Annotated in this window: 16 protein-coding genes and 1 riboswitch; of the genes, 5 read left to right on the top strand and 11 right to left on the bottom strand. The window is 42.6% G+C overall.

What is annotated here, in order from left to right:
* The first annotated feature begins 36 nt into the window (after window positions 1-36).
* A complete protein-coding gene (locus AA0Y26_RS02140) occupies window positions 37-1,626 on the top strand; it encodes an Ig-like domain-containing protein (RefSeq protein ID WP_413364695.1) in 1,590 nt (529 codons plus the stop codon).
* A 212-nt stretch (window positions 1,627-1,838) separates the two neighbouring features.
* Here the strand turns inward: AA0Y26_RS02140 and AA0Y26_RS02135 are convergent, their stop codons facing one another.
* Window positions 1,839-4,178, bottom strand: coding sequence for a heterodisulfide reductase-related iron-sulfur binding cluster (locus tag AA0Y26_RS02135; protein WP_413364693.1), 2,340 nt, complete (start codon window positions 4,176-4,178; stop codon window positions 1,839-1,841).
* Window positions 4,179-4,720: 542 nt separating this feature from the next.
* On the opposite strand from AA0Y26_RS02135, the gene AA0Y26_RS02130 reads away from it, so the two are divergent.
* Both AA0Y26_RS02130 and AA0Y26_RS02125 read left to right on the top strand, forming a co-directional pair.
* Complete coding sequence (locus AA0Y26_RS02130; RefSeq protein WP_413364691.1) at window positions 4,721-5,284, top strand: sigma-70 family RNA polymerase sigma factor; 564 nt, start codon at window positions 4,721-4,723, stop codon at window positions 5,282-5,284.
* Complete coding sequence (locus tag AA0Y26_RS02125; RefSeq protein ID WP_413364689.1) at window positions 5,281-6,321, top strand: DUF4179 domain-containing protein; 1,041 nt, start codon at window positions 5,281-5,283, stop codon at window positions 6,319-6,321. The genes AA0Y26_RS02130 and AA0Y26_RS02125 overlap by 4 nt, the downstream gene beginning before the upstream one ends.
* Window positions 6,322-6,390: 69 nt before the next feature.
* On the opposite strand, the gene AA0Y26_RS02120 is transcribed toward AA0Y26_RS02125, so the two are convergent.
* From AA0Y26_RS02120 to speB, 8 genes are all read right to left on the bottom strand, one after another.
* The gene (locus AA0Y26_RS02120; protein ID WP_413368018.1) at window positions 6,391-6,951 is read right to left on the bottom strand and encodes a cob(I)yrinic acid a,c-diamide adenosyltransferase; all 561 of its coding nucleotides are present in this window, start codon (window positions 6,949-6,951) and stop codon (window positions 6,391-6,393) included.
* 5 nt (window positions 6,952-6,956) lie between these two features.
* Window positions 6,957-8,429 (bottom strand): adenosylcobinamide amidohydrolase, encoded by a 1,473-nt coding sequence (locus tag AA0Y26_RS02115; protein WP_413364687.1) that lies wholly within the window; start codon window positions 8,427-8,429, stop codon window positions 6,957-6,959.
* Window positions 8,430-9,428: a FecCD family ABC transporter permease gene (locus AA0Y26_RS02110; RefSeq protein ID WP_413364685.1), complete on the bottom strand. Its 999-nt coding sequence runs from the start codon at window positions 9,426-9,428 to the stop codon at window positions 8,430-8,432.
* Complete coding sequence (locus AA0Y26_RS02105; protein WP_413364683.1) at window positions 9,421-10,368, bottom strand: ABC transporter substrate-binding protein; 948 nt, start codon at window positions 10,366-10,368, stop codon at window positions 9,421-9,423. The genes AA0Y26_RS02110 and AA0Y26_RS02105 overlap by 8 nt, the downstream gene beginning before the upstream one ends.
* A 259-nt stretch (window positions 10,369-10,627) precedes the next feature.
* Window positions 10,628-10,809: riboswitch (cobalamin riboswitch) on the bottom strand.
* Between the two features lie 61 nt (window positions 10,810-10,870).
* Window positions 10,871-12,019: an acyl-CoA dehydrogenase family protein gene (locus tag AA0Y26_RS02100; protein ID WP_413364681.1), complete on the bottom strand. Its 1,149-nt coding sequence runs from the start codon at window positions 12,017-12,019 to the stop codon at window positions 10,871-10,873.
* 183 nt (window positions 12,020-12,202) lie between these two features.
* A complete protein-coding gene (gene argS, locus AA0Y26_RS02095; RefSeq protein ID WP_413364680.1) occupies window positions 12,203-13,870 on the bottom strand; it encodes an arginine--tRNA ligase in 1,668 nt (555 codons plus the stop codon).
* Window positions 13,871-13,872: 2 nt separating this feature from the next.
* The gene (locus AA0Y26_RS02090; protein ID WP_413364678.1) at window positions 13,873-14,298 is read right to left on the bottom strand and encodes a DUF1934 domain-containing protein; all 426 of its coding nucleotides are present in this window, start codon (window positions 14,296-14,298) and stop codon (window positions 13,873-13,875) included.
* A gap of 263 nt (window positions 14,299-14,561) precedes the next feature.
* The gene (speB, locus tag AA0Y26_RS02085; RefSeq protein WP_413368016.1) at window positions 14,562-15,434 is read right to left on the bottom strand and encodes an agmatinase; all 873 of its coding nucleotides are present in this window, start codon (window positions 15,432-15,434) and stop codon (window positions 14,562-14,564) included.
* Window positions 15,435-15,743: 309 nt separating this feature from the next.
* Here speB and AA0Y26_RS02080 point away from each other — a divergent pair, with 309 nt between their 5' ends.
* Window positions 15,744-17,828, top strand: a complete 2,085-nt coding sequence (locus AA0Y26_RS02080) for a transglycosylase domain-containing protein (protein ID WP_413364676.1) — start codon at window positions 15,744-15,746, stop codon at window positions 17,826-17,828.
* A gap of 360 nt (window positions 17,829-18,188) precedes the next feature.
* Here AA0Y26_RS02080 and AA0Y26_RS02075 read toward each other — a convergent pair whose 3' ends face one another.
* On the bottom strand, window positions 18,189-18,710 hold the full coding sequence (locus AA0Y26_RS02075; RefSeq protein WP_413364674.1) for a YwhD family protein: 522 nt from the start codon (window positions 18,708-18,710) through the stop codon (window positions 18,189-18,191).
* A gap of 225 nt (window positions 18,711-18,935) precedes the next feature.
* Here AA0Y26_RS02075 and AA0Y26_RS02070 point away from each other — a divergent pair, with 225 nt between their 5' ends.
* On the top strand, window positions 18,936-19,121 hold the full coding sequence (locus AA0Y26_RS02070; RefSeq protein WP_413364673.1) for a 2-hydroxymuconate tautomerase: 186 nt from the start codon (window positions 18,936-18,938) through the stop codon (window positions 19,119-19,121).
* Window positions 19,122-19,283: 162 nt separating this feature from the next.
* On the opposite strand, the gene AA0Y26_RS02065 is transcribed toward AA0Y26_RS02070, so the two are convergent.
* On the bottom strand, window positions 19,284-20,534 hold the full coding sequence (locus AA0Y26_RS02065) for an HD domain-containing protein (protein ID WP_413364671.1): 1,251 nt from the start codon (window positions 20,532-20,534) through the stop codon (window positions 19,284-19,286).
* Between the last annotated feature and the right edge of the window lie 54 nt (window positions 20,535-20,588).

The raw sequence follows: 20,588 nt of genomic DNA, 5'->3' as shown, positions 1-20,588 counted from the left end.
CTATATTGATTGTATGACAATTTTAGGGGGATGGAAATGAAACGCATCGTTTCACTTTTAATTTGCTGCTTTGTTTTATGCAGCTTCGATATACCTGCCAGTGCAAAAACAGAAATCGGCTTCAATGAGCAGTGGCAACGCACTTTTGACTATAGCCTGTATGCATCGCTGCCTACATCTTTAGGAGATTTATTAGCTATTAGCTTTACAGCAGATGAGGATCAGTTATTATTTGATTTTTATAAGCTGGATCGAAAGAATGGGAAAATTATCAAAAAAGTTTTGCTGAAAAGCGGAAATGTCTTTCCGTTCAAAGCAAAAGACGGACAGGCATATTTATTATTTTATGATGCCGCTGCAAAAAAACTGATACTATATGACGAAAACTTAACGATTCTTTGGTCTCTTGAAAAAGAGTCATATTCTTCTTCTTTTGAAGAAATCGTTTATTGGGAAATCGTAGAGGAGCAATTCCTTTTTTATAATAGCGAAAGCCTTGAGCCAATCCTTGGATTTACGAAAAGCGGCGAAGAGCTCTCCTTTCCTCCTGCAAAATATGAACGCCCGGTGCTGACACCATGTGCCGGGGAAGCTTTCTGTCCTGAGGCAGCTACAGTCGATATTCATATACAGGACAATACACGCAATATCGACCGGACAGTAACAGTAAAGCCAAACTTTCCAGCCAACCATATTGTGAACTTCGTTTCAGTTTTTGTTTATGAATGGGAGCGTTATCTCAATATAGCATCCTATCAAAAAATCGATTTTACTAAACCCGACCGTTACATGATGTATATCAATTCAGTCGATCAAACAGATGAAACGAAGATGACTCACCGTTTTATTGAGTTTAATGCGCAGGGGAAAATTGTTAGAGAGATAGAATTTGCTCAAAATGAATTGGAGTATGACTTTTTCTCAACAGGAAACCGTTTTGCTTTCATTCATGATCAACAGTACATGCTTCTGAACTTGGATACAATGCAGATGAATACTGTTCCTCTTGACAGTAAGGCAGCCTACTCATCAAGCTATGAATACCCTTCTTATTTGATGACAGATGAATCTTTTTATCTATTTCAAGAAGGGTATGGTCTAGGTCAAAAATTTGCACGGACCGAACAAAAGCAGGATTTGCTGACAATTTTAAAAGACTATGTACTTTTGCACAGCTTTGATCAACATACTCCCTCACTTGCCTACCATCCTGTAACAGGAGAACGTGTAGGGGAATTAAAGCAGGCAACTAATTTTATGGATGTACAAGAAACCGGAAACATTGTGGCTCACAGTCCTAACTTCGAGAAGTATTCCTACACACTGACGATGATCCAGCCGGGGCCTATGAAATCTTATGCTAAAAACAAATCCTGGACCATTTCATTCAACCAAGCAGTAGACCCGCGTTCCATTAATGATCATACAGTCTACGTTTTGGATGCAAAAGGAGAACATGTAGAGGGTGTAACATTTACAGTCGATCAGAAAAAGGTTTCCGTTCATGCACCTGCAAAAGGTTATTTATCTGGAGAATCTTATACACTTGTTATTACAAAGAAGATCAAAGCTGCTAATGGACGGCCTATAACGAGCGGACAGACAAAAAAATTTAAAATAAAATAATAATGTAGGGCTGGGATAAAAACTCGCTTTAAAATAAAAAGATGAACCTTACTCTGGTTCATCTTTTTCTATGGTACTGCTGATAGGAAGTGAAACTATACATTAAGAGCATAATCCCTCATTTATCATTTCTATAAAACACAAAAACGAAGCTGCTTGTGTTTAGCAGCTTCGTTTTTACTAGGCTGAAATTAGATAGGTTTCAGTTGTTTTTATGCATTCGGTTTATTTTCTGAAGAAATTTCCGTTACATCTAGCTCCGCTTGATTGAGTTCTGCTGATTCAATTCCTTCAGTCGTTGCAACTGCTTCTTCTGCTGCCTGGATTTCCGTAGAAGGTGCTGACTCTTTATTTTCAGCCTTTACTTCTTTTACTGCCTGAATAGGAGAAAGTTCTTCTTCCGTTTCCTCCACTACTTCTTCCACAGGCTCTTCCTCTACCGGTGTTCCACTGCCGAACACAGCGCGCTCTAATAACTCGGCAATATCATACGTACCAATTTGGTCCTCTACCTCTTTTGCCTTTGTACCATCCTGCAGCATTGTTAAGCAGTACGGACAGCCGGAGGAAATAACAGAGGCATCTGTTTTTAATGCCTGTTCTGTACGTGCTACATTCACGCGGTTACCTACGTGTTCTTCCATCCACATCAGCCCGCCGCCGGCTCCGCAGCACATTGCATCCTGACGGTTTCGTTCCATTTCGACAAGTGTTACACCTGGAATACCTTTTAGGATTTCACGCGGCGGATCATATACATCATTGTAACGGCCAAGGTAGCATGAATCATGGAATACGATTGTTTCTTCAACACGATGATTCATCGTTAAGCGCCCTTGCTGAATTAGATCGTACAGCAACTCTGTATGGTGATATACTTCCCCGTGCCAGCCAAAATCGCCATATTCATTTTTGAAAATGTTATATGCATGCGGATCGATTGTCACAATTTTCGTCACGTCATTTTTTTCAAATTCATCAATATTAGCTGTCGCCAGCTCCTGGAATAAGAACTCATTTCCTAAACGGCGAGGTGTATCACCAGAGTTTTTCTCTTTGTTACCTAAAATCGCAAATTTTACACCTGCTTCGTTTAGTAGACGGGCAAATGACAGGGCAATTTTCTGTGAGCGATTATCAAATGATCCCATCGAACCAACCCAGAATAAGTACTCGAAGCCTTCACCAGATTTCTTCGCTTCTTTCACTGTTGGAATATTAATAGATGGATCAATGTCGCGCCAGTTTTCCTTCTCTTTACGATTAAGTCCCCAAGGATTTCCTTGACGTTCGATGTTTGTCATTGCACGCTGTGCATCCGGATTTACTTTTCCTTCTGTCATCGTTAAATAACGACGAAGGTCAATAATTTTGTCTACGTGCTCGTTCATCACCGGACATTGGTCTTCACAGTTACGGCAAGTCGTACAAGCCCAAATTTCTTCTTCCGTAATGACATCTCCAATTAAGGACGGGCTATAAATATCTTCAATAACCGCACCTTCAGCGCCTGCAGCCATTGCCAGCTGGTTGCCCTTTGTGTTGTTGAAAAATTGGAACGGCACCCAAGGCTTTTGCTTTGTCACAACAGCGCCTGTAAATGTTAGATGATCACGCATTTTCACAAGTAAATCCATTGGTGAAAGCATTTTCCCTGTTCCTGTTGCAGGACACATATTCGTACAGCGTCCGCACTCTACACACGCATACAAATCCAGCAGCTGCTTTTGCGTAAAGTCTTGGATTTTACCAACTCCAAGTGCCGGCATATCATCCTCGTCCTCTGCTTCTTCAAGCGCTGCAAAGTCAACCGGCTTAAGTGTACCGCGGCGATCCAAGCGGTTTACCCCAACATTGACGATACTTGTAATCAAGTGGAAGTGCTTTCCTTGCGGGATATAAACAAGGAATGTTAATAAAATCAATAAATGTACCCACCACATCATATAGAAAATGACAGCTGCTGCTGTTGGCGGCAGGAAGCCAAAAATAGCGGCGATGCTAGATGCAACAGGCTCATAGCCATTGAAGCTGTGGTCATGCCAAATTAAACTCATTCCATTGCCGATAAGTGTAGATGTCATTAATCCGCCAATAAAAATTAATACGAGTCCGTTTTTCCATCCACGCTTTAACCGCGCAAGTTTTTCTACATAACGGCGGTAGAATGCACCGATTACTGCTACTAAAATGACAACAGCCACGATCTCCTGGAAGAAAGTGAAGAAGCCATACAATCCGCCAAGCGGCAGATGAGAGCCTGGTGCTAACCCCTTCCAAATTAAATCAATAGCACCGAACTGGACCATTAAGAAACCATAGAAGAAGAAAACATGAATCAAGCCCATCTTTTTATCTTTTAATAGTTTCGATTGCCCAAATACTTTTTCTATTAAATCACCGATACGTTCCCCTAGCTTTGTATCAAAATCTTCTTTTCTCCCCAACTGAATGAACTGATAGCGCGTTTTTAATAGATATGCGAACAAGCCTAATGCATATAAAATAACAGCGATAGTAGCTACCCAGTTAACAATTAATAGTGCATTCACTACATGCTCCCCCTTTTTGTAAGCAAGACATTCAGCAGCTCCCCCTTCCTTTCACTGCCCAACGTCTAAACGCTTACTACGTAAAGTTATATTTCCATATTAATACTGTTAGCCTTATTGTAATAATGAATGAGCATTCAGTCAACAGTTTTCCTGCTAAACGTCAGAAAATTTCGCATAAAATTACGACGAAATTCTTTTTATTTAGAGAAATTAGGTGTTTTTTCGAGAATACCCTTCCCTTCAAAATTCCACATGCGCGAAAGCCTGCTAAAACAGCCGCTATATAAATGCCGTATTTTTTCTTTCTAATAGAATAGTCCAATAACTGGCTAATGTTTGCTGTGAAAAACTTTCTAATAAATCTTCTTCATTGATAAGAGATACATACAGAGCGTTTCGTTGTAATAAGTGAAAAAGCTTTTTCATTTTGACTATGTTAAACTTTGTTGTTGATTAAAAAAAGTACTTATGTTTGGATGACAAATTAAAAATCACCAATACTTTTTAACGTTGTCTCACTATAAATAAGGAGATCATCTATGAACTGTAATGAACGCAATTTTATAAGGTATCTGAAAAATGGTAATGAGGCAGCTCTGGATTTCATTATCACACGCTATGGCGGGCTTGTTCATGCCATCAGCTATCATATTCTTTCAGATTACGGCAAACATGCTGTGGATGAATGTGTAAACGACGTGTTTTTAAGCATCTGGCAAAATGCTGCTCAATTTTCAGGCGAGGCAGAAAACTTTAAAAAATGGATTGGTACGATTGCCAAGTTCAAGGCTATCGATCTATACCGGAAGCTTGAGAAACGACAGGCCCGGGAGCAAGCAGATGAACAACTGCAGGAACAAGCTGCAGCGTCCGACATTCAGCTGCTCCTGCTTGAGAAGGAACAGAAGAATACTGTGCTGTTAGCAATAAGTGAGTTACCGGAAACCGATCGGAATATTTTTATGATGAAGTACTTCCTTGAGCTGTCCAGTCAGGAGATTGCCGAGAGACTCGGCATGACAATTACGGCTATTGACAACCGGCTCTACCGCGGACGCAGAAAGCTAGCGCAGAATAAACAACTGAAGGAGCGACTCGTATGAAGGACGACTTACAAAAGTGGCTCGATCTTGATATCGAACTGTTAGAAGAAAAGCCGCTTACTGATATACAAACAAAAAAAATCAAACAGGCTGTGCTGGGAGGGTCTAAAAGAAAGAAACGGAGAATGAAAACTTGGGTGGCAGCTGCTGCAGCAGGTGTCATGCTTGTAACAACGAGCTACTTTACGCTGCCTTCGATTGCAAGCCAGCTACCGTTCATTCAAAATATCGTATCATTTGTCGATCAGGACTTTATTCCAGAAAAATATGAGGAACTATCTACTGTCATTGGGGATATTCAGTCAAGTAATGGAATCGATATGATGATTGAAAACGCTGTTTATGACGGGACAACTATCATGATTACATTTGCCATTAATACAACTTATGACTTGGGGGAATACCCTTTAATCGGAAATATGCCGGCCCTTAAAAATGCCAAGGCAAGCAGCATAGCTGGTGGGAGCAGTCTTAAAAAGATCAATGAAACAACATATATCGGGTTTGAAGAAGTAACCCCTCATTTTGATAAAGAAGCCCCTCAGGAAGCAATTGTACAGTGGAATCCGCAGTCTATAACAAACGGGGAAATCGGTTTGCCTATTGAGGGAGACTGGTCATTTGAGTTCAAAGTCCCTAGACTGGAGACAACGACGAAGACATTGGCAGAAAGCTCAGAGCTTGACGGCAGCAAATTAACGATTGAGTCGATTACTTATTCTGATTTAACGGCGGTACTGAACTACGAGTTTCAAATTGCTCCTTCCGTTCTTGCACAGTGGCCTCATTCAATGATTAGAATCACTGAGGCAACGGACAATTTGGGCAGAACACACGAATTGCATGGCGGCAGCGGTATTGTTTCACAAGATGGCCATGGCTATGATTTTACTCTTTCATTGTATACCCTATCGGAAGATATCACGTCGCTGACACTTACACCGGCAATCAATTATGTGGACGGCTCGGGTCTAGCAGCACCAACTGAAAAGATGGACCCTATTACCATTCAATTAAAGGAAGGGCCGACCAACTAGTATGGATAGCAAAAAAGGTGCCAATCGACACACCCGTCGCCGGCACCTTTTTTTGCTATTCTATCAATACTATCTAAATACGTCACTGCCTCTTATATATTCAATATCCGTCAACCCTAGTCGGAAGTTCACTACACGTGCAGCAGCAAATAAATAATCTGATAAACGGTTCAAATACTTTTGGACAACAGGTGATACATCTTCAATTTCACGCATTAATGTGACCGTCTGACGCTCAGCACGGCGGGCAACTGTTCGTGCCATATGCAACGTCGCTGCTGCTGGCGAACCTCCCGGCAAAATAAACCTTTTCAGCGGCGGTGCTTCTTCCGAAAGCTTATCAATCCGCTCTTCTAACACTGCAATCGGGGCTTCCGTCAACTTATAATGACGTTCCTTCATGACATTCGCCAAATCACCGCCGCCATCAAATAGTTCGTGCTGAATTGCTTCTAAATCTTGCAGAATATCTTCAAACAATTTCTTATCAAGCTCTGTCATCGCTTTGCCAATGATAGAATTCAGCTCATCGATTGTTCCGTATGCTTCCACACGTACATGATCCTTATCGACACGTCCACCAATAATGCTTGTTTTCCCTGTATCGCCTGTTTTTGTGTAAAGCTTCACATTCATCACCCGTTTCCATTTATTTTTGTCTGCTTATACTGCCTGATTGCCTGAACAGTTGTTTCAAATACACCCTGTCCGATCAACTTGCCCACTTCTGTAATGGGACCAGCATACGGCATCTCCTCTCCTTGCTGCGTAGCTGCAATTAACAGACTGTCCGTCGCTGTACCGGTCGCGATAGTGCCCGTATGAACATCTCGGATATCTTCCTCAGCAAGCGCTTTCGTTTTTGCTTCGGTTGCCGTAATCATTGCCTGGAAAAATGCTTCATCCGATAACTTCCCATTAATAATCACCCATGTATTAATTGTGCCAATATGAGTATTATCGTTGCGCTCATATGTGCGGGTAACATCTACCGCATTGCCGACACCAGCTGTTACTGCTACTGTAATACTGCAATGGCTGTTTTGGAAGGAACGAATGGCCGCTAACTTTGAGGCTACTGCTGTCAGCATGACGACCGTATTTGTTGGAGAAAACCCGTTGTCTTTCAAAAACTGCAGTGTCTCTCCCTTTACGTTGTCTATATTGTAATCCTCTGGAATGGACCTGTTTAATAATGTACTGTACCAGCCCATCCCAGCGTTATGCACAGCCGATGAAATGACCTTTAACGGCAAGTTTGTATCAAGCCGGACATATTCCTCCGCAATACAAAATTGCTCCGGCAAGACAAACGCCTGCCGTTCACCCGCCTGCTCGGGCATCATTGTAATCTGCGGCTTCGGTATTTCTGGATGGGCGTATGTCGATACTTCAGCTCCGTATACTTCAGCAATTTGTTCCTGCAGGACAACTTCATGCGGGTCCCCGTATGCCTTTACTTTCCCCTTTTCCATCAATAGGAGGCTATCGCAGTAGAGGGACGCCAGATTGATGTCATGAAAAATCGATACAACTGTCAGACCGCTTTCTGTCGCTTCTTTTCTAATCATATCCAAAAGCTGCTTCTGATGAGAAATATCAAGATGATTTGTCGGTTCATCCAGCAGCAGCACCTGTGAGCATTGTGCAAGTGCCTGGGCGATAAATACGCGCTGCTGCTCTCCGCCAGATAGAAATTCCATCATTGTCTCTCGGTACTGCGTGACGCCTGTCTGCCCCATTGCCCTTTCGACAGCCTGTTCATCTATTTTCGACCACGCAGAGAAAAATCCCTTCTGATGAGGATAGCGTCCAAGCGAGACAGTATCATAGACAGAATTCGAAAAAGCATTTGCATGCAGCTGGGGTAATACGGCCATTTTCTTTGCCAGCTCTTTGGGACTAAAGGATTTCAGCGGCTTTTCATCTATAGAGACACTGCCCGCAGTTGGTTCGATGATACCGCTAATCAGCTTCAGAAGAGTAGATTTACCACTGCCGTTTGGACCAAGAATACCAAGCACCTTTCCTTTTCCCACATTGAAAGATACGTCCTGAACAACCGGCACATGATTGTATCCACCTGAAATATGTTCAACCTTCAGCATTTATGCCATCCGCCCCTTTCGCTGTCTGAAGAAAATATAAGCGAATACAGGTGCTCCTATGAAGGATGTAATAACACCTACTGGCAGCTCGGTCGGTGCGATGACCGTCCGGGATACCAGGTCGCAAATGACTAGTAAACTCGCTCCATTTACTAATGCAATCGGAAGCAGATGGCGATGATCCGTCCCTACTATCATACGTACCATATGCGGAACGACCAGTCCGACAAACCCGATTGTACCCGAGACGGCGACTGCGGCACCTGTCAGCATTGAGCCGCCGATCAAAATAAAATACTTGCTTCGCTTTACATCGACGCCGAGGTATTTGGCACGCTCTTCCCCGTAGATCATGGCATTGAGTTCACGGCGGTTCAGCCATAGAATAATCGTACCGAGGATAACAAAAGGAATAATCATCTTCACGTAAGGCCAGCCTCTCATTGAGACACTGCCTAACAGCCAGCCCATAATCGACCGCAATTCCTCCCCCGTCAAGGCAATCATTAATGAAATGCAGGAGCCTAAAAATGAGCTGAATATGATACCGGTCAAAATCATTGTTTCCATCTTCATCGTGCGATCCACTATTCTCGCAAATCCCATGACAACCATCATCGTAACAAACGCACCGATCATACTAAAAATGGGCAAGGTGAAGAAACCCAATACTGGAACGGAAACACCGAAAAACAGCGTAAATACTGCCCCGACAGAAGCACCAGAGGATATGCCTAATGTATAAGGATCCGCAAGGGGGTTTTTCAACAGCCCCTGAAAAGCAGCACCTGCAATTGCAAGCGAGGCACCAACCAGCGCAGCCAGCATAACGCGCGGCATCCGGATATTCCACAATATACTATAGGCCGTCGGATTCGATTCCGCATCCCAAAGTGTAGAAAGAGGCACGGAGACCGAGCCAATCGATACTCCGCACCATATACTAACAAGCAATATAACGGCTGAAATGATATAAGCCGCTACATATTTTTTAGTCATTAAATACCTCTGGGTAAACTGCTTTTGCTATTGATTCTACGCCTTCAGCAATACGCGGGCCTTGGCGGCTTGTTGTGTCCCCGTCTACCACCGTCATATTATTATTTTGGACAGCCTTCATAACAGAAAAGGCTGGGTTATTTTTAATAACTTCATCGTTCCCTTCGTATGTGAACAAAAGAGAATCCGGGTCAGCGGCAACGAATTCTTCCGGACTATACATTGGCCATCCATCCTGCTTTACAGCATTTTCCACATTAATAACCTTCAGCATCTCATTCATGAACGTATTTTGCCCGACTACATAAATATCCGGTGCAACGCCTACTACCATAAAGGCTGTCTTTGGCTCAACACCTTCTAGTTTCTTCTGGATTTCCGCAAGCTTTTCTTTAATAGAGGCAATGACGTCTTCTGCCTCGGCTTCCTTACCTGTTAAAGCCGCCACCTCTTCAATTGTTTCGTATGTTTCATTAAAGCTGGCAGCATCCTCTACTACAAATACCTTGATACCTGAGTCCTCCAGCTGGCCGATTGCTCCCTCAAGTGCATACATACTTGATTCATGGGCAAATACCACATCTGGCTGAAGCGAAATAATCGTTTCTATGTTGAATTCGGTACCGCCTACCCGTGTTCTTTCATTTACCTGCTCCGGGTAATTGTCGTTATCATTAACACCGACAATCTCTTCATCCAGGCCTAAGCCAAATAAGATCTCTGTATTAGAAGGTGTCAGTGAGACAATGCGCTCCGGCGCTTCCTCTAATGTTATTTCTTTCCCTAGGGCATCTTCTACTGTTACCGGGAATGTACCTGCCGTACTTTCCTCACTTTGTGCTGTCTCATTTTGTTCCTTCGGTTCTGCTTCATCTCCACAGGCTATCAGTACACTGAGTGCCAGGATGCTCGTTGCAGCAAGCTGCCAAAATTTCTTCATTTTCTTTTCCTCCTTCTACTGTAAAAGGGCTCTGTTCCTACTAGTCGAACCGGCCCTGACTGGATCGATTTTTCCCTTAGAAGATACATCTCAACCAACATAGCTCAGGATCTTGCCTTTTCTTATGTGAGCCCCTCTAAAACGTCTGCTTTTCTATCCGCAAAAAAGCCCCCCGACTAATTCGAGAGACTTGGAAAAAGGCTAAAAACTACATGTAACGGTACACTTGTAAAAAGCCAGCTTTCCTATCCTCGTAGGTAGTCTTGGGATTTGTAAAGGCAGGTCTCCTGGCTTATGCATCAGCACCAATCTCCCCCTTCCCGATTGCTCAGTGGGCTATACAGATAGGCTAGCATTTACAGTGGCGGGACCGCGTCAGATTTGCACCGACTTCCCTTTTATCCTTGCAGACAGCAAGGAACCTTTACTGCTTATCAAATTATTCAACATGTCTTATTATAGCTCAAAACTGCTATTTGAAAAGGGGAGTTTTCTGAAAACTTCACTTCAATGCGCTGTCTGCCAGCTTCTGGATTGTAATATCATCCATTGGCGGATTGTGTAGACCTGCCCGTACATCACGATAATATCTTTGCAGCGGACAGGACTGCTGCAGACTCTTTGCTCCTACAAGCCGCATTGCTTTATCCACAATTATAAGTGCTGCATTTGTAACGATCGATTTTGCTATGCTTAATTCGTTCGTCAACTGATTTCTGCGCTCTTTGTCATCGTAGGCCTCCGCCGCCCCATATAAGGCAAAACGAGCCTTTGCCAGCTCTAAATCCATTTCGCCTATTAGCGTCTGGACATTCGGCAGCTGGGCAATCGTTCCTTTAATGCTATTTGGGGAATGCGTTTTAGCAAATTGTACAGCGTAATCTCTAGCAGCCTGAGCAACCCCTAAATACGTTGCAGGAATTAATAGCAGCCATCCATTGTTCGTTAAATGTGCCCGGTCAGAGGCAAGTTCGACTAATGCCTCCTGCGGAAGATGAACATTTTCAAGAACTAAATCATGGCTTCCTGTCCCCCGCATCGACAAGACATCCCAGTTTTCTTCTATTGAAACGCCTGGTGTGTCTTTGTGAATAAGGAAATAGCCCGTTTGCTGCTGTTCTTCAATCCATACGGCTGTCAGAAAATAATCGAGCCCATACGAGCCGGTCGTATAGTTTTTGCGGCCGTTTACAACCCACTCTTTACCATCATATATCGCTTCAGACGCTGGCTTTCCGCCACGTGCCGGACTTCCCATGGCGAATTCGCTTACGGCACGGTTTATAATGGCGCCGCTGTTCACTTCCTTGGCAAAGGCATCCAGCTGGTCTTCACTCCAATAACGATGTTCATACAGCTCTCCAACCATCATAAGTGTCCATGCAACAATTAGCGCTGTACTTCCATCAAGGCTCCCTAACTTTTCATGCACAAGCAATGTATCATAGACGCGATACCCTTCCCCGCCCAAATCCTTTGGAAGAGTGAGCTTTGTATAGCCGATCTCGCGGAGCAGCTGCAGATTTTCATAAGGAAATTGCCCTTCATCTCCAATTTGCGGGGCATATTGTTCAAATTGCGGTCGTTGCTTTTCTAATATTCCGTCCCAGCGAGCGTGTAATTCTTTTTTGTAAAATAATGATTTTGTCATACCGATCTTTCCTTTCATCTACAATCAAGGACTTTCTTTTATTGTCTCGTGAAAAGAAAGATTCTACAAGAAAAAAGGCTGCTCCCTTTAAAGGGACAGCCTTTTAATGTGGAACTGCACAGAGCTTTACCGTTTGTTGGAACAAAACTATCGTGTGCTGTTATGTTTGAACAATAGTATTACTTACATTTTTTCTGGCGCACTTACACCAATTAACTTCAATGCATTCGCTAATGTTGTCTTCACAGAAGTAATTAATGCAAGACGAGCTTCCGTTAACTCTTTATTATCTACATTGATAACCTTTTCTGCATTGTAGAAGCTGTGGAACGTCGCGGCTAAATCTTGAATATAGTTGGCAATACGGTGCGGTGTACGGTGTTTTGCTGCATCTGCCACGATTTGTGGGAATGCGCCCACTTTTTTCAGTACATCTTCTTCCTTCTCTGCTGTCAATAATTCAAGGTTTTCTAAGGAAGCTTCAAAGCCTTGTTCACTTGCTGAACGCAGGATCGAATTAATACGAGCATGTGCATACTGTGCATAATACACAGGATTTTCGTTTGATTGTGATACCGCTAAATCAAGGTCAAAGTCCATGTGTGAATCGCCCGCTGTTTTCACGAAGAAGTAACGTACTGCATCAAGACCTACTTCCTCAACTAGCTCACGCATTGTCACAGCATTTCCTGTACGTTTTGACATTTTAAACTTCTCGCCGTTTTTGTACAGCTGTACCATCTGAATAACTTCTACTTCCAATGTATCACGATCATAGCCAAGCGCTTCAATTGCTGCCTTCATACGCGGGATGTAGCCGTGGTGATCTGCGCCCCAAATATTGATCAGTTTATCGAAACCACGACGTAATTTGTCTTCGTGATAAGCAATATCCGGTGTCAAATACGTAAATGAACCATCATTTTTAATTAATACGCGATCTTTATCATCACCAAATGTTGTCGAGCGGAACCATGTAGCACCTTCTTCTTCGAACACATGACCATTTTCACGTAATTTTTCCAATGCCACTTCAATTTTACCGTTTTTATATAAGGAAGTTTCTGAATACCATACATCGAATTCTACACGGAAGTTTTGTAAGTCTTTTTGAAGCTTCGCAAGCTCCAAACGTAAACCATGCTCACGGAAGAATGTAAAACGCTCCTCATCGGACTTTTCCAGCATATCAGCACCGAATTCTTTTACAAGCTCTGCTGCAATTTCAATAATATCTTGACCATGGTAACCGTCTTCAGGCATTTCTGCGTCCATGCCTAATGCTTGTTTATAACGGGCTTCTAATGAATACGCCAAGTTATTAATTTGGTTACCTGCATCATTAATATAATATTCACGAGATACATTATAACCTGCAAAGTCCATTACATTACATAAAGAATCGCCTACTGAAGCGCCGCGGGCATGCCCTAAATGCAGGTCGCCTGTCGGGTTCGCCGATACGAACTCCACCTGTACTTTTTCACCATTTCCTGCGTTTGAGCGACCATAATTTTCTCCTTGCTCAAATGCCGCTTTTACTACGCCGGCAAGGAAATCTTTGCGAACCGTAATATTCATGAATCCTGGACCAGCGATTTCTACTTTTTCGATATCCGTGTTCGCTGTATCTAGATTTTCAAGAATTGCTTCTGCAATAGCACGAGGTGGTTTTTTTGCCACTTTCGTTAATTGCATCGCCAGGTTTGTTGCGAAGTCGCCATTCGCCTTATCCTTTGGTGTTTCTAGATGAATCGTCAGCTCCGCTTCGGCTTCTACTAGTCCTGCCTGGACAGCAGCCACAGCAAGCGCTTCTTTAATTTGTTGTTGTAATTGCTCTACAGCGTTCATTGCTATACCTCCGTATAATTTATTTCTAATGTATAATTCCCGACTGAAGACCCGTCGATGATTAACTCATACTGCGTTCTGAATTGACCGCCAGTCTCTAATCGTTCATAAAATAATTGATTTGTTTCCGTCATGAGGGGAATTAAGCCAAATTGGCTTTCATACCGCCCACGTTCCGGCTGTGTCGTATTTAACGGCAGCCGCATATTGACAGCGCCATTACGCATAATGAAAGCCTGATCATTTGTCAGCTTGACCGTCGTACGAATCAATTGATCGTCCTGCATCTCTTCATACCGTAAATAGTGTGTTCCCGACTTTTCTATAAAGGTCCCCTGCAGCCACATTTCATATGTTTCTTGCTCGCCCTCTGTTGGAATAATCGAGGAAACAAGTTTGATTTTTACATCAGTTCCTACATCGCTCACCGCTCGGACAGCCCCTTTATTTCAATTATATAACCTTCTTATTATAGGATAATCTCCTTAATTTAATCAAGGTGCAAACGAGGTGTATCCTGATTTTATGAGATGTTGAATAACCAGATCGTCTCTTTAATTTTCCAAGGCTTGATTCTATTATGAACAAAAAAGGAAGTGAACCCGTTTTGTTAGGCCACTTCCTTCTATTTAATATTTAGAGGTTCTAGTTGCTCGACGCAAACAAACTATTAGTTTCTACGCACGAAAGTTTATTTCACCCAGCCTAAAATCATTTCGCGAATAAGCTTACTAGCAGTGTTCACTGTCATTTCGGAATGGTCGTAGATTGGAGCTACTTCCACTAAATCGAAACCAACCACGTTAACTTCCGAACGAGCGATTTCGTGAATGGAAGCCAGCAGCTCTTTAGATGTAATACCGCCGCAGTCCACTGTCCCTGTTCCCGGTGCGTGCGCAGGATCCAATACATCGATATCGATTGTTACGTATACGTTGCGCCCTGCTAATGTTGGCAGGATCTTTTTCAACGGCTCTAATACTTCAAACGGCGCGATAAACATACCGTTTTCCTTTGCCCACTGGAATTCTTCTTTTAATCCTGAACGAATACCAAATGAGTATACATTATGCGGTCCAATTTGGTCAGCAATTTTGCGGATTGGGGTCGCGTGGGAATACGGCTCTCCTTCATAGTCTGTCCGTAAATCTGTGTGGGCGTCAAAATGGATGATAGCGATATTATCATATTTCTCTGCTACTGCTTCCATAACCGGCAATGAAACTAAATGCTCTCCGCCCATGCCGATTGGAATTTTTCCGTCAGCAAGCAGTTTGCGCACCCAGTCCTTGATCTCTTTCAAGGATTTTTCCGGATTACCAAAAGGTAATGGAATATCTCCAGCATCAAAGTATTTAACCTCGTCCAATTCACGGTCCAAGTATAAGCTGTATTCCTCCAGCCCGATCGATACTTCGCGGATACGTGCCGGGCCGAAACGTGATCCCGGACGGTAGCTTACTGTCCAATCCATCGGCATCCCATATAGTACCGCTTTACTTTCTTCATAATTAGGATGGCTTTTAATAAAGACATTACCTGAGTATGTTTCATCAAAACGCATATCTTTCACCTTCTTCATTATATTTGGTGCCGCCCTGCATTCATAATAATAAAATTTCCTAGAATGATAGGAATGTTTCTTTCTTTAATTGGGTAGAATGCAAGCATAAATTTGTAAAAGCTGTAATTTTTAACACAATTGAAATACATCTGTAACAGAAATGAAACTTTTCTACAAAAACATTCGTACTATATAGTGTACTTCAAAAAAACAGTATAGATGTTTTTCTGCAAAGTGCAATAGTTTTCGTTATTAATTCACACGAAAAGCACATACTACCAATACGAGTATAGATCGAGGTGAAATCATGTGAACCGACGTGAATATTTTCGAAGCAAATCACGTAAGAAATGGATGAAAAGTGTTCTATTAGTGGCCGTAGGAGTCATCAGTGCAGTTGTCGTGGCCTTTGTTTCCCTGCGCATTTATGCCCAAATCGCAGGTGCACCTACACTTACCGTTCCTAAAGCATCTATTTTCCTGGATAGTCAGAATAACCAGATTGGCGATTACTATACGGGAGAGCGCCGTTATTGGGTGTCATTAGATGAAATGTCTCCTTATTTGACTGATGCTACCATCGCTGTGGAGGATAAGGATTTCTATCAGCATAATGGTTTTGATTATTCTCGTATTGCGGGTGCCGTACTAGCAGACATTAAAGCAGGAAACAAAGTTCAAGGTGCGAGTACACTCACACAGCAATATGCGCGAAATCTCTACCTGACACATGAAAAAACATGGACACGCAAAATAAATGAAGCACTTTATGCTTATCGTCTTGAAGTATTCTATGGAAAAGACGAAATTCTTGAGGGATATTTAAACACCGTTTACTACGGTCATGGGATGTATGGGGCTGAAGCAGCAAGCCATTATTATTTCGGCAAACCAGCTAGTGATTTGACGCTGGCTGAAGCAGCGATGCTTGCAGGTATTCCAAAAGGACCGACTTACTACTCACCGCTTGTAGATGAGGAAAAAGCAACAAACCGACAACAGGTCATCTTAAGCCTGATGGAGGACCAAGGAAAAATTACCGGGTCAGAAAGAGATCGCGCAACACAGGAGCAGCTTGTATTTAAAAGTGATGACTGGGTTGCTTCCAAAAACATTGCCCCGTACTTTTTAGATGCTGTCTGGGAAGAAGCCAGTGACATTTTAGAAAGTAAAAATATGAACATCCGCGAAGGTGGATGGACGATTAAAACAACATTGAACCAAGCCCATCAGCAAGCTGCCGAGAAGGCGGTAGCTGAACAGATGCCAGACAGCGAGCTGCAGGTCGGCTTAGTAAGTATGGATCCAGCAACAGGATTTGTGACTGCTCTTGTAGGTGGACGTGATTATCAAACGAGCTCATTTAACCGCGTGACACTTGCAGAACGTCAGCCGGGCTCTGTCATCAAGCCGTTCCTCTATTCAGCTGCCTTAGAAAATGGCTATACACCGATGACATTCAAGGATGTTTCGCAAACAACATTTACTTATGATAATGGGCGCAAAACTTATTCCCCTAAAAATGTAAATGGACAATTTGCTACCGAACAAATGTCTCTGGCACAGGCGCTGGCCATCTCAGATAATATTTATGCAGTGAAAACCTTGGAGGATATAGGCTATGGGAAATTCCGCAATATGCTGGAACGCTTCCACTTGAATACAACGAAGGAAGAGGCACCATCAATTGCACTCGGTACAATTGAGACGTCACTCTACAGCTTGACGAATGCCTATAATATTCTAGCTGCCGGGGGTGAATCCCGTGAAGCAACGATGATTGTTTCAATTGAAAATTCTAAAGGCGAAGTTGTCTATGAATATGAGCCGCCTAAAGCAGAGCAGCTAGTGGCCCAGGAAGATGCTTACATTATGACGCAGATGATGACTGGCATTTTTGATCCGGTATTTAGCGATTACTCTCCAGCTACTGGTGTATCAATCCGTTCCCGTATGACACACACATATGCCGCAAAATCCGGCTCAACAAACAGTGACCAATGGATGATCGGCTACTCTCCAAATGTAACAGTTGGAGTATGGAATGGATATGACCAAGGAAAAACACTATCCGGACAATCGGATACAGGTTCTACAAAGCAAGTATGGATTGATTTTATGGAAAGTGTACATGACGGAATGCCGAATGAGGAATTTGCTGCCCCTTCTGATATAGAAGGTGTCGTAGTTGACGTTGCTTCAGGTAAGATTGCAAATGACGGTTGTCCAAATGAGCAGCGCTTAGTTTATATGAAAGCTGATGATGTCCCAACTGAACAGTGTTCCACATATTGGTTTAACTCAGATTGGTTCAATAAAGATTCTTTAGAAGACTCATGGGATAGTCTTCTTGACTGGTTACCTTTTGAAGCTTTCAGGAACCCTGAAGAATAGTAAGGCGTCTTAAGGAAGTAATCAGGACTTCGGATAACAAAAAAGGCTGCTTCTTCTCCGGAATGTTCGACGTTCCGGTAGAAGAAGCAGCCTTTTTTTATGGCAAGCGAAAGCATGAGAATCATGGGGCATTCGGCTTGGGAATGTTCAAATGCCGCATAGCTCTCATCGCTTTTCGTTTTGCCAAGTGTCCTAGCCTACTACTGTAAGCTCTGCTTCAAGTTTACTTTTTTTCCTTATTACTTTCAACTATGGATTCAGCAGGAAAGGCAATTGTCACAGTTTGTTCACTCATTTCGATATATTTTTTTTTAAAATATTGACGTGAGTCGAACTAATTCTATTCTTTTCGCAAAAGATTTACGATCTTGCAGTCAAATCGTCGTGTAGCTTCTGTTCGCTGCGCTCCCACATTTCTTGATTGTGTGATTTGAAGAAATCCACTAGTACCTGTTTCGAGGAATCGTCCATAAAGTCTACCATGATATGGCGTTTCATCGATTTATCCATTTTGTTCACATGCTCAGGAAGCAATTTATAGCCGCGTCTTTTCTCACGGTTCACAACCATTTCACAAGCTGTCACGCCAGCAAAATAAGGTCCTTCTTCTTTATAGTCTATTGTTACCCATACAAGCCAATAAGGTTTGCCGCCTTCTGAATCTTCACGGTTCGTCGTGAACTTAATGCCCCGCTCCACTTCACTTTTCGCATGCATTGCACCGATATCGACCATTGCTGTTTTTTCCTGCACATCAATAATAACAGGCGATACATTTTCCAATGTCAGCGAGCCGATACCAAACCCTTTATGTCCATCTGTTGGGTCATTTTTAATAATAGTAAAGCCCATTTTTTGTTTTGGTTTTTCTTCATTCGCCATTGTAAATCCCTCCGTCTAACCAGTTACTCATAATACTATCATATATGTGGATAGCAGCAAAAGAAATGTGAAATCCGTTTCGCTAAATGATTATTATGCAGAAGTTGCTTTTCTCATATACTAAAAAAGAAAGCAGCGCGGAAATTTTCATAATGAACTGTTCTTCATAACGCATATAAGTTATCATAAATTATATCAACACATTACATAGTAGGAGGTTTAATTATGCCAATCGTAACTGTGAAAATGCTAGAAGGCAGAACACCAGAACAAAAACGTGCCTTAGTAGAAAAAGTGACGGAAGCCGTAGCTGAAACAACAGGCGCTCCAACAGCAAACGTAACAATCATCATTGAAGACATGCCGAAATCGCACTATGCGACAGGCGGTGTCCTTGCAAGTGATAAATAGCAGAAAAACTTATCTTTCCTAAGCAGACGCTCTTCTGCGTCCAATGATTAACTGCACTAAGCGTTAAAAATGAATTTACAGCGCAGTTATACTAGATTTTTTATTTACTACCTTTATAATCAAAAGACGATTCCTCATCCAGCAGATGAGGAATCGTCTTTTTTAATAGGAAAAATGAATTTCCTTCGGATAGTATACTTTATAATCCGTTTTAATGTTGTTTGCCATCGCTGAAACAATATGAGACTGCTCGGCAAGCTCCCGAATTTCTCCACTCGGCATTTCCAGATAAATCGGACGTTTCGTCGGCAGAACACCTGGACGATAAAAATCATACGGAAGATCAGAAGTAGAATCCGGTTTTACATAATAATCAGGGTCCAGTCCAATTGCCTTGACCTGCTCGATCAGCCATGCATAACGTTCCGGCTCTTCCTCTGGATTCAAATCCATATGCTCAAACAAGTCCCGGTTAATGAAACGGCGGCATAGGTCACTTAATATAGGATCTTCTTCATCCATCCAAAACTGGAAGTATGTCATCATAATGCTTTCATCAAGTGCTAAATATTGTTCCAACGATACATCCTTATTAAAGAAAGGACGGAAATGCACCGGTTCAAACTTAAACTGGTAGCCTTCTTCACTTAGTTTTTTCGCTCTTTTTAAAATATGATTCAGTACTGCTTCTGCACTGCGCGATACCGGGTGAAAATAAATCTGTAAATACATTTGGTAGCGCGACATAATGTAATCCTCTATTGCATGCATTCCACTCGCTTTTATGACGACCATGTCCTTCCGCGGCCGCATGACACGCAGTATACGTTCCATATCAAAATGTCCGTAGCTTACCCCCGTAAAATAGGCATCCCGCTGTAGATAATCCATTCGGTCGGCGTCGATCTGGCTTGAAATGAGGCTGACTACCTGCTGATTCGTATAATTGTTATCGATCACCTGGGCCACCAGCTCTGGAAAACCACTGTCCACCTTCCTTAATATAGCATTCACCTCGGTATTACCAAGTAAAATAGCACGGGTATACGCTTCGTGATCCGTCCCAAACACTGCCTCAAAAGCATGAGAAAATGGCCCATGACCTAAATCGTGGAGGAGAGCTGCACACAGTGCCAGCAGCCGCTCATTATTATCCCATTCTGGTCTTCCGTTAAATACATCATCTATGATACGGCGGACAATTTCATATACGCCAAGTGAATGGGTAAAACGGCTATGCTCCGCCCCATGAAATACTAAATAGGTCGTCCCTAGCTGCCGGATTCTCCGCAAACGCTGAAACTCGCGCGTGCTGATTAAATCCCAGATTACCTGGTCCCGTACATGTACATAACGATGTACCGGATCTTTAAATACTTTTTCTTCTGCTAGTTTCGACGTCGCGTAATCCATTCTCTCTACCTCCTATACAATACTTCTACTTTTATTATATGAAAGAACTCGCTC

This window comes from Lysinibacillus canaveralius (assembly GCF_047301505.1).
Lineage (GTDB): Bacteria > Bacillota > Bacilli > Bacillales_A > Planococcaceae > Lysinibacillus_B.
The sequence above is the reverse complement of the archived record's forward strand: the minus strand, read 5'-3'. Positions and strand labels throughout refer to the sequence as shown.

Excerpts from the sequence above, each read along its gene's own strand:
- AA0Y26_RS02100 (WP_413364681.1), bottom strand. The coding sequence starts at position 12,019 with ATGACAAAATCATTATTTTACAAAAAAGAATTACACGCTCGCTGGGAC.
- AA0Y26_RS02070 (WP_413364673.1), top strand. The coding sequence starts at position 18,936 with ATGCCAATCGTAACTGTGAAAATGCTAGAAGGCAGAACACCAGAACAA.
- AA0Y26_RS02130 (WP_413364691.1), top strand. The coding sequence starts at position 4,721 with ATGAACTGTAATGAACGCAATTTTATAAGGTATCTGAAAAATGGTAAT.
- AA0Y26_RS02140 (WP_413364695.1), top strand. The coding sequence starts at position 37 with ATGAAACGCATCGTTTCACTTTTAATTTGCTGCTTTGTTTTATGCAGC.
- AA0Y26_RS02125 (WP_413364689.1), top strand. The coding sequence starts at position 5,281 with ATGAAGGACGACTTACAAAAGTGGCTCGATCTTGATATCGAACTGTTA.
- argS (WP_413364680.1), bottom strand. The coding sequence starts at position 13,870 with ATGAACGCTGTAGAGCAATTACAACAACAAATTAAAGAAGCGCTTGCT.
- speB (WP_413368016.1), bottom strand. The coding sequence starts at position 15,434 with ATGCGTTTTGATGAAACATACTCAGGTAATGTCTTTATTAAAAGCCAT.
- AA0Y26_RS02065 (WP_413364671.1), bottom strand. The coding sequence starts at position 20,534 with ATGGATTACGCGACGTCGAAACTAGCAGAAGAAAAAGTATTTAAAGAT.
- AA0Y26_RS02105 (WP_413364683.1), bottom strand. The coding sequence starts at position 10,368 with ATGAAGAAATTTTGGCAGCTTGCTGCAACGAGCATCCTGGCACTCAGT.
- AA0Y26_RS02110 (WP_413364685.1), bottom strand. The coding sequence starts at position 9,428 with ATGACTAAAAAATATGTAGCGGCTTATATCATTTCAGCCGTTATATTG.
- AA0Y26_RS02115 (WP_413364687.1), bottom strand. The coding sequence starts at position 8,429 with ATGCTGAAGGTTGAACATATTTCAGGTGGATACAATCATGTGCCGGTT.
- AA0Y26_RS02075 (WP_413364674.1), bottom strand. The coding sequence starts at position 18,710 with ATGGCGAATGAAGAAAAACCAAAACAAAAAATGGGCTTTACTATTATT.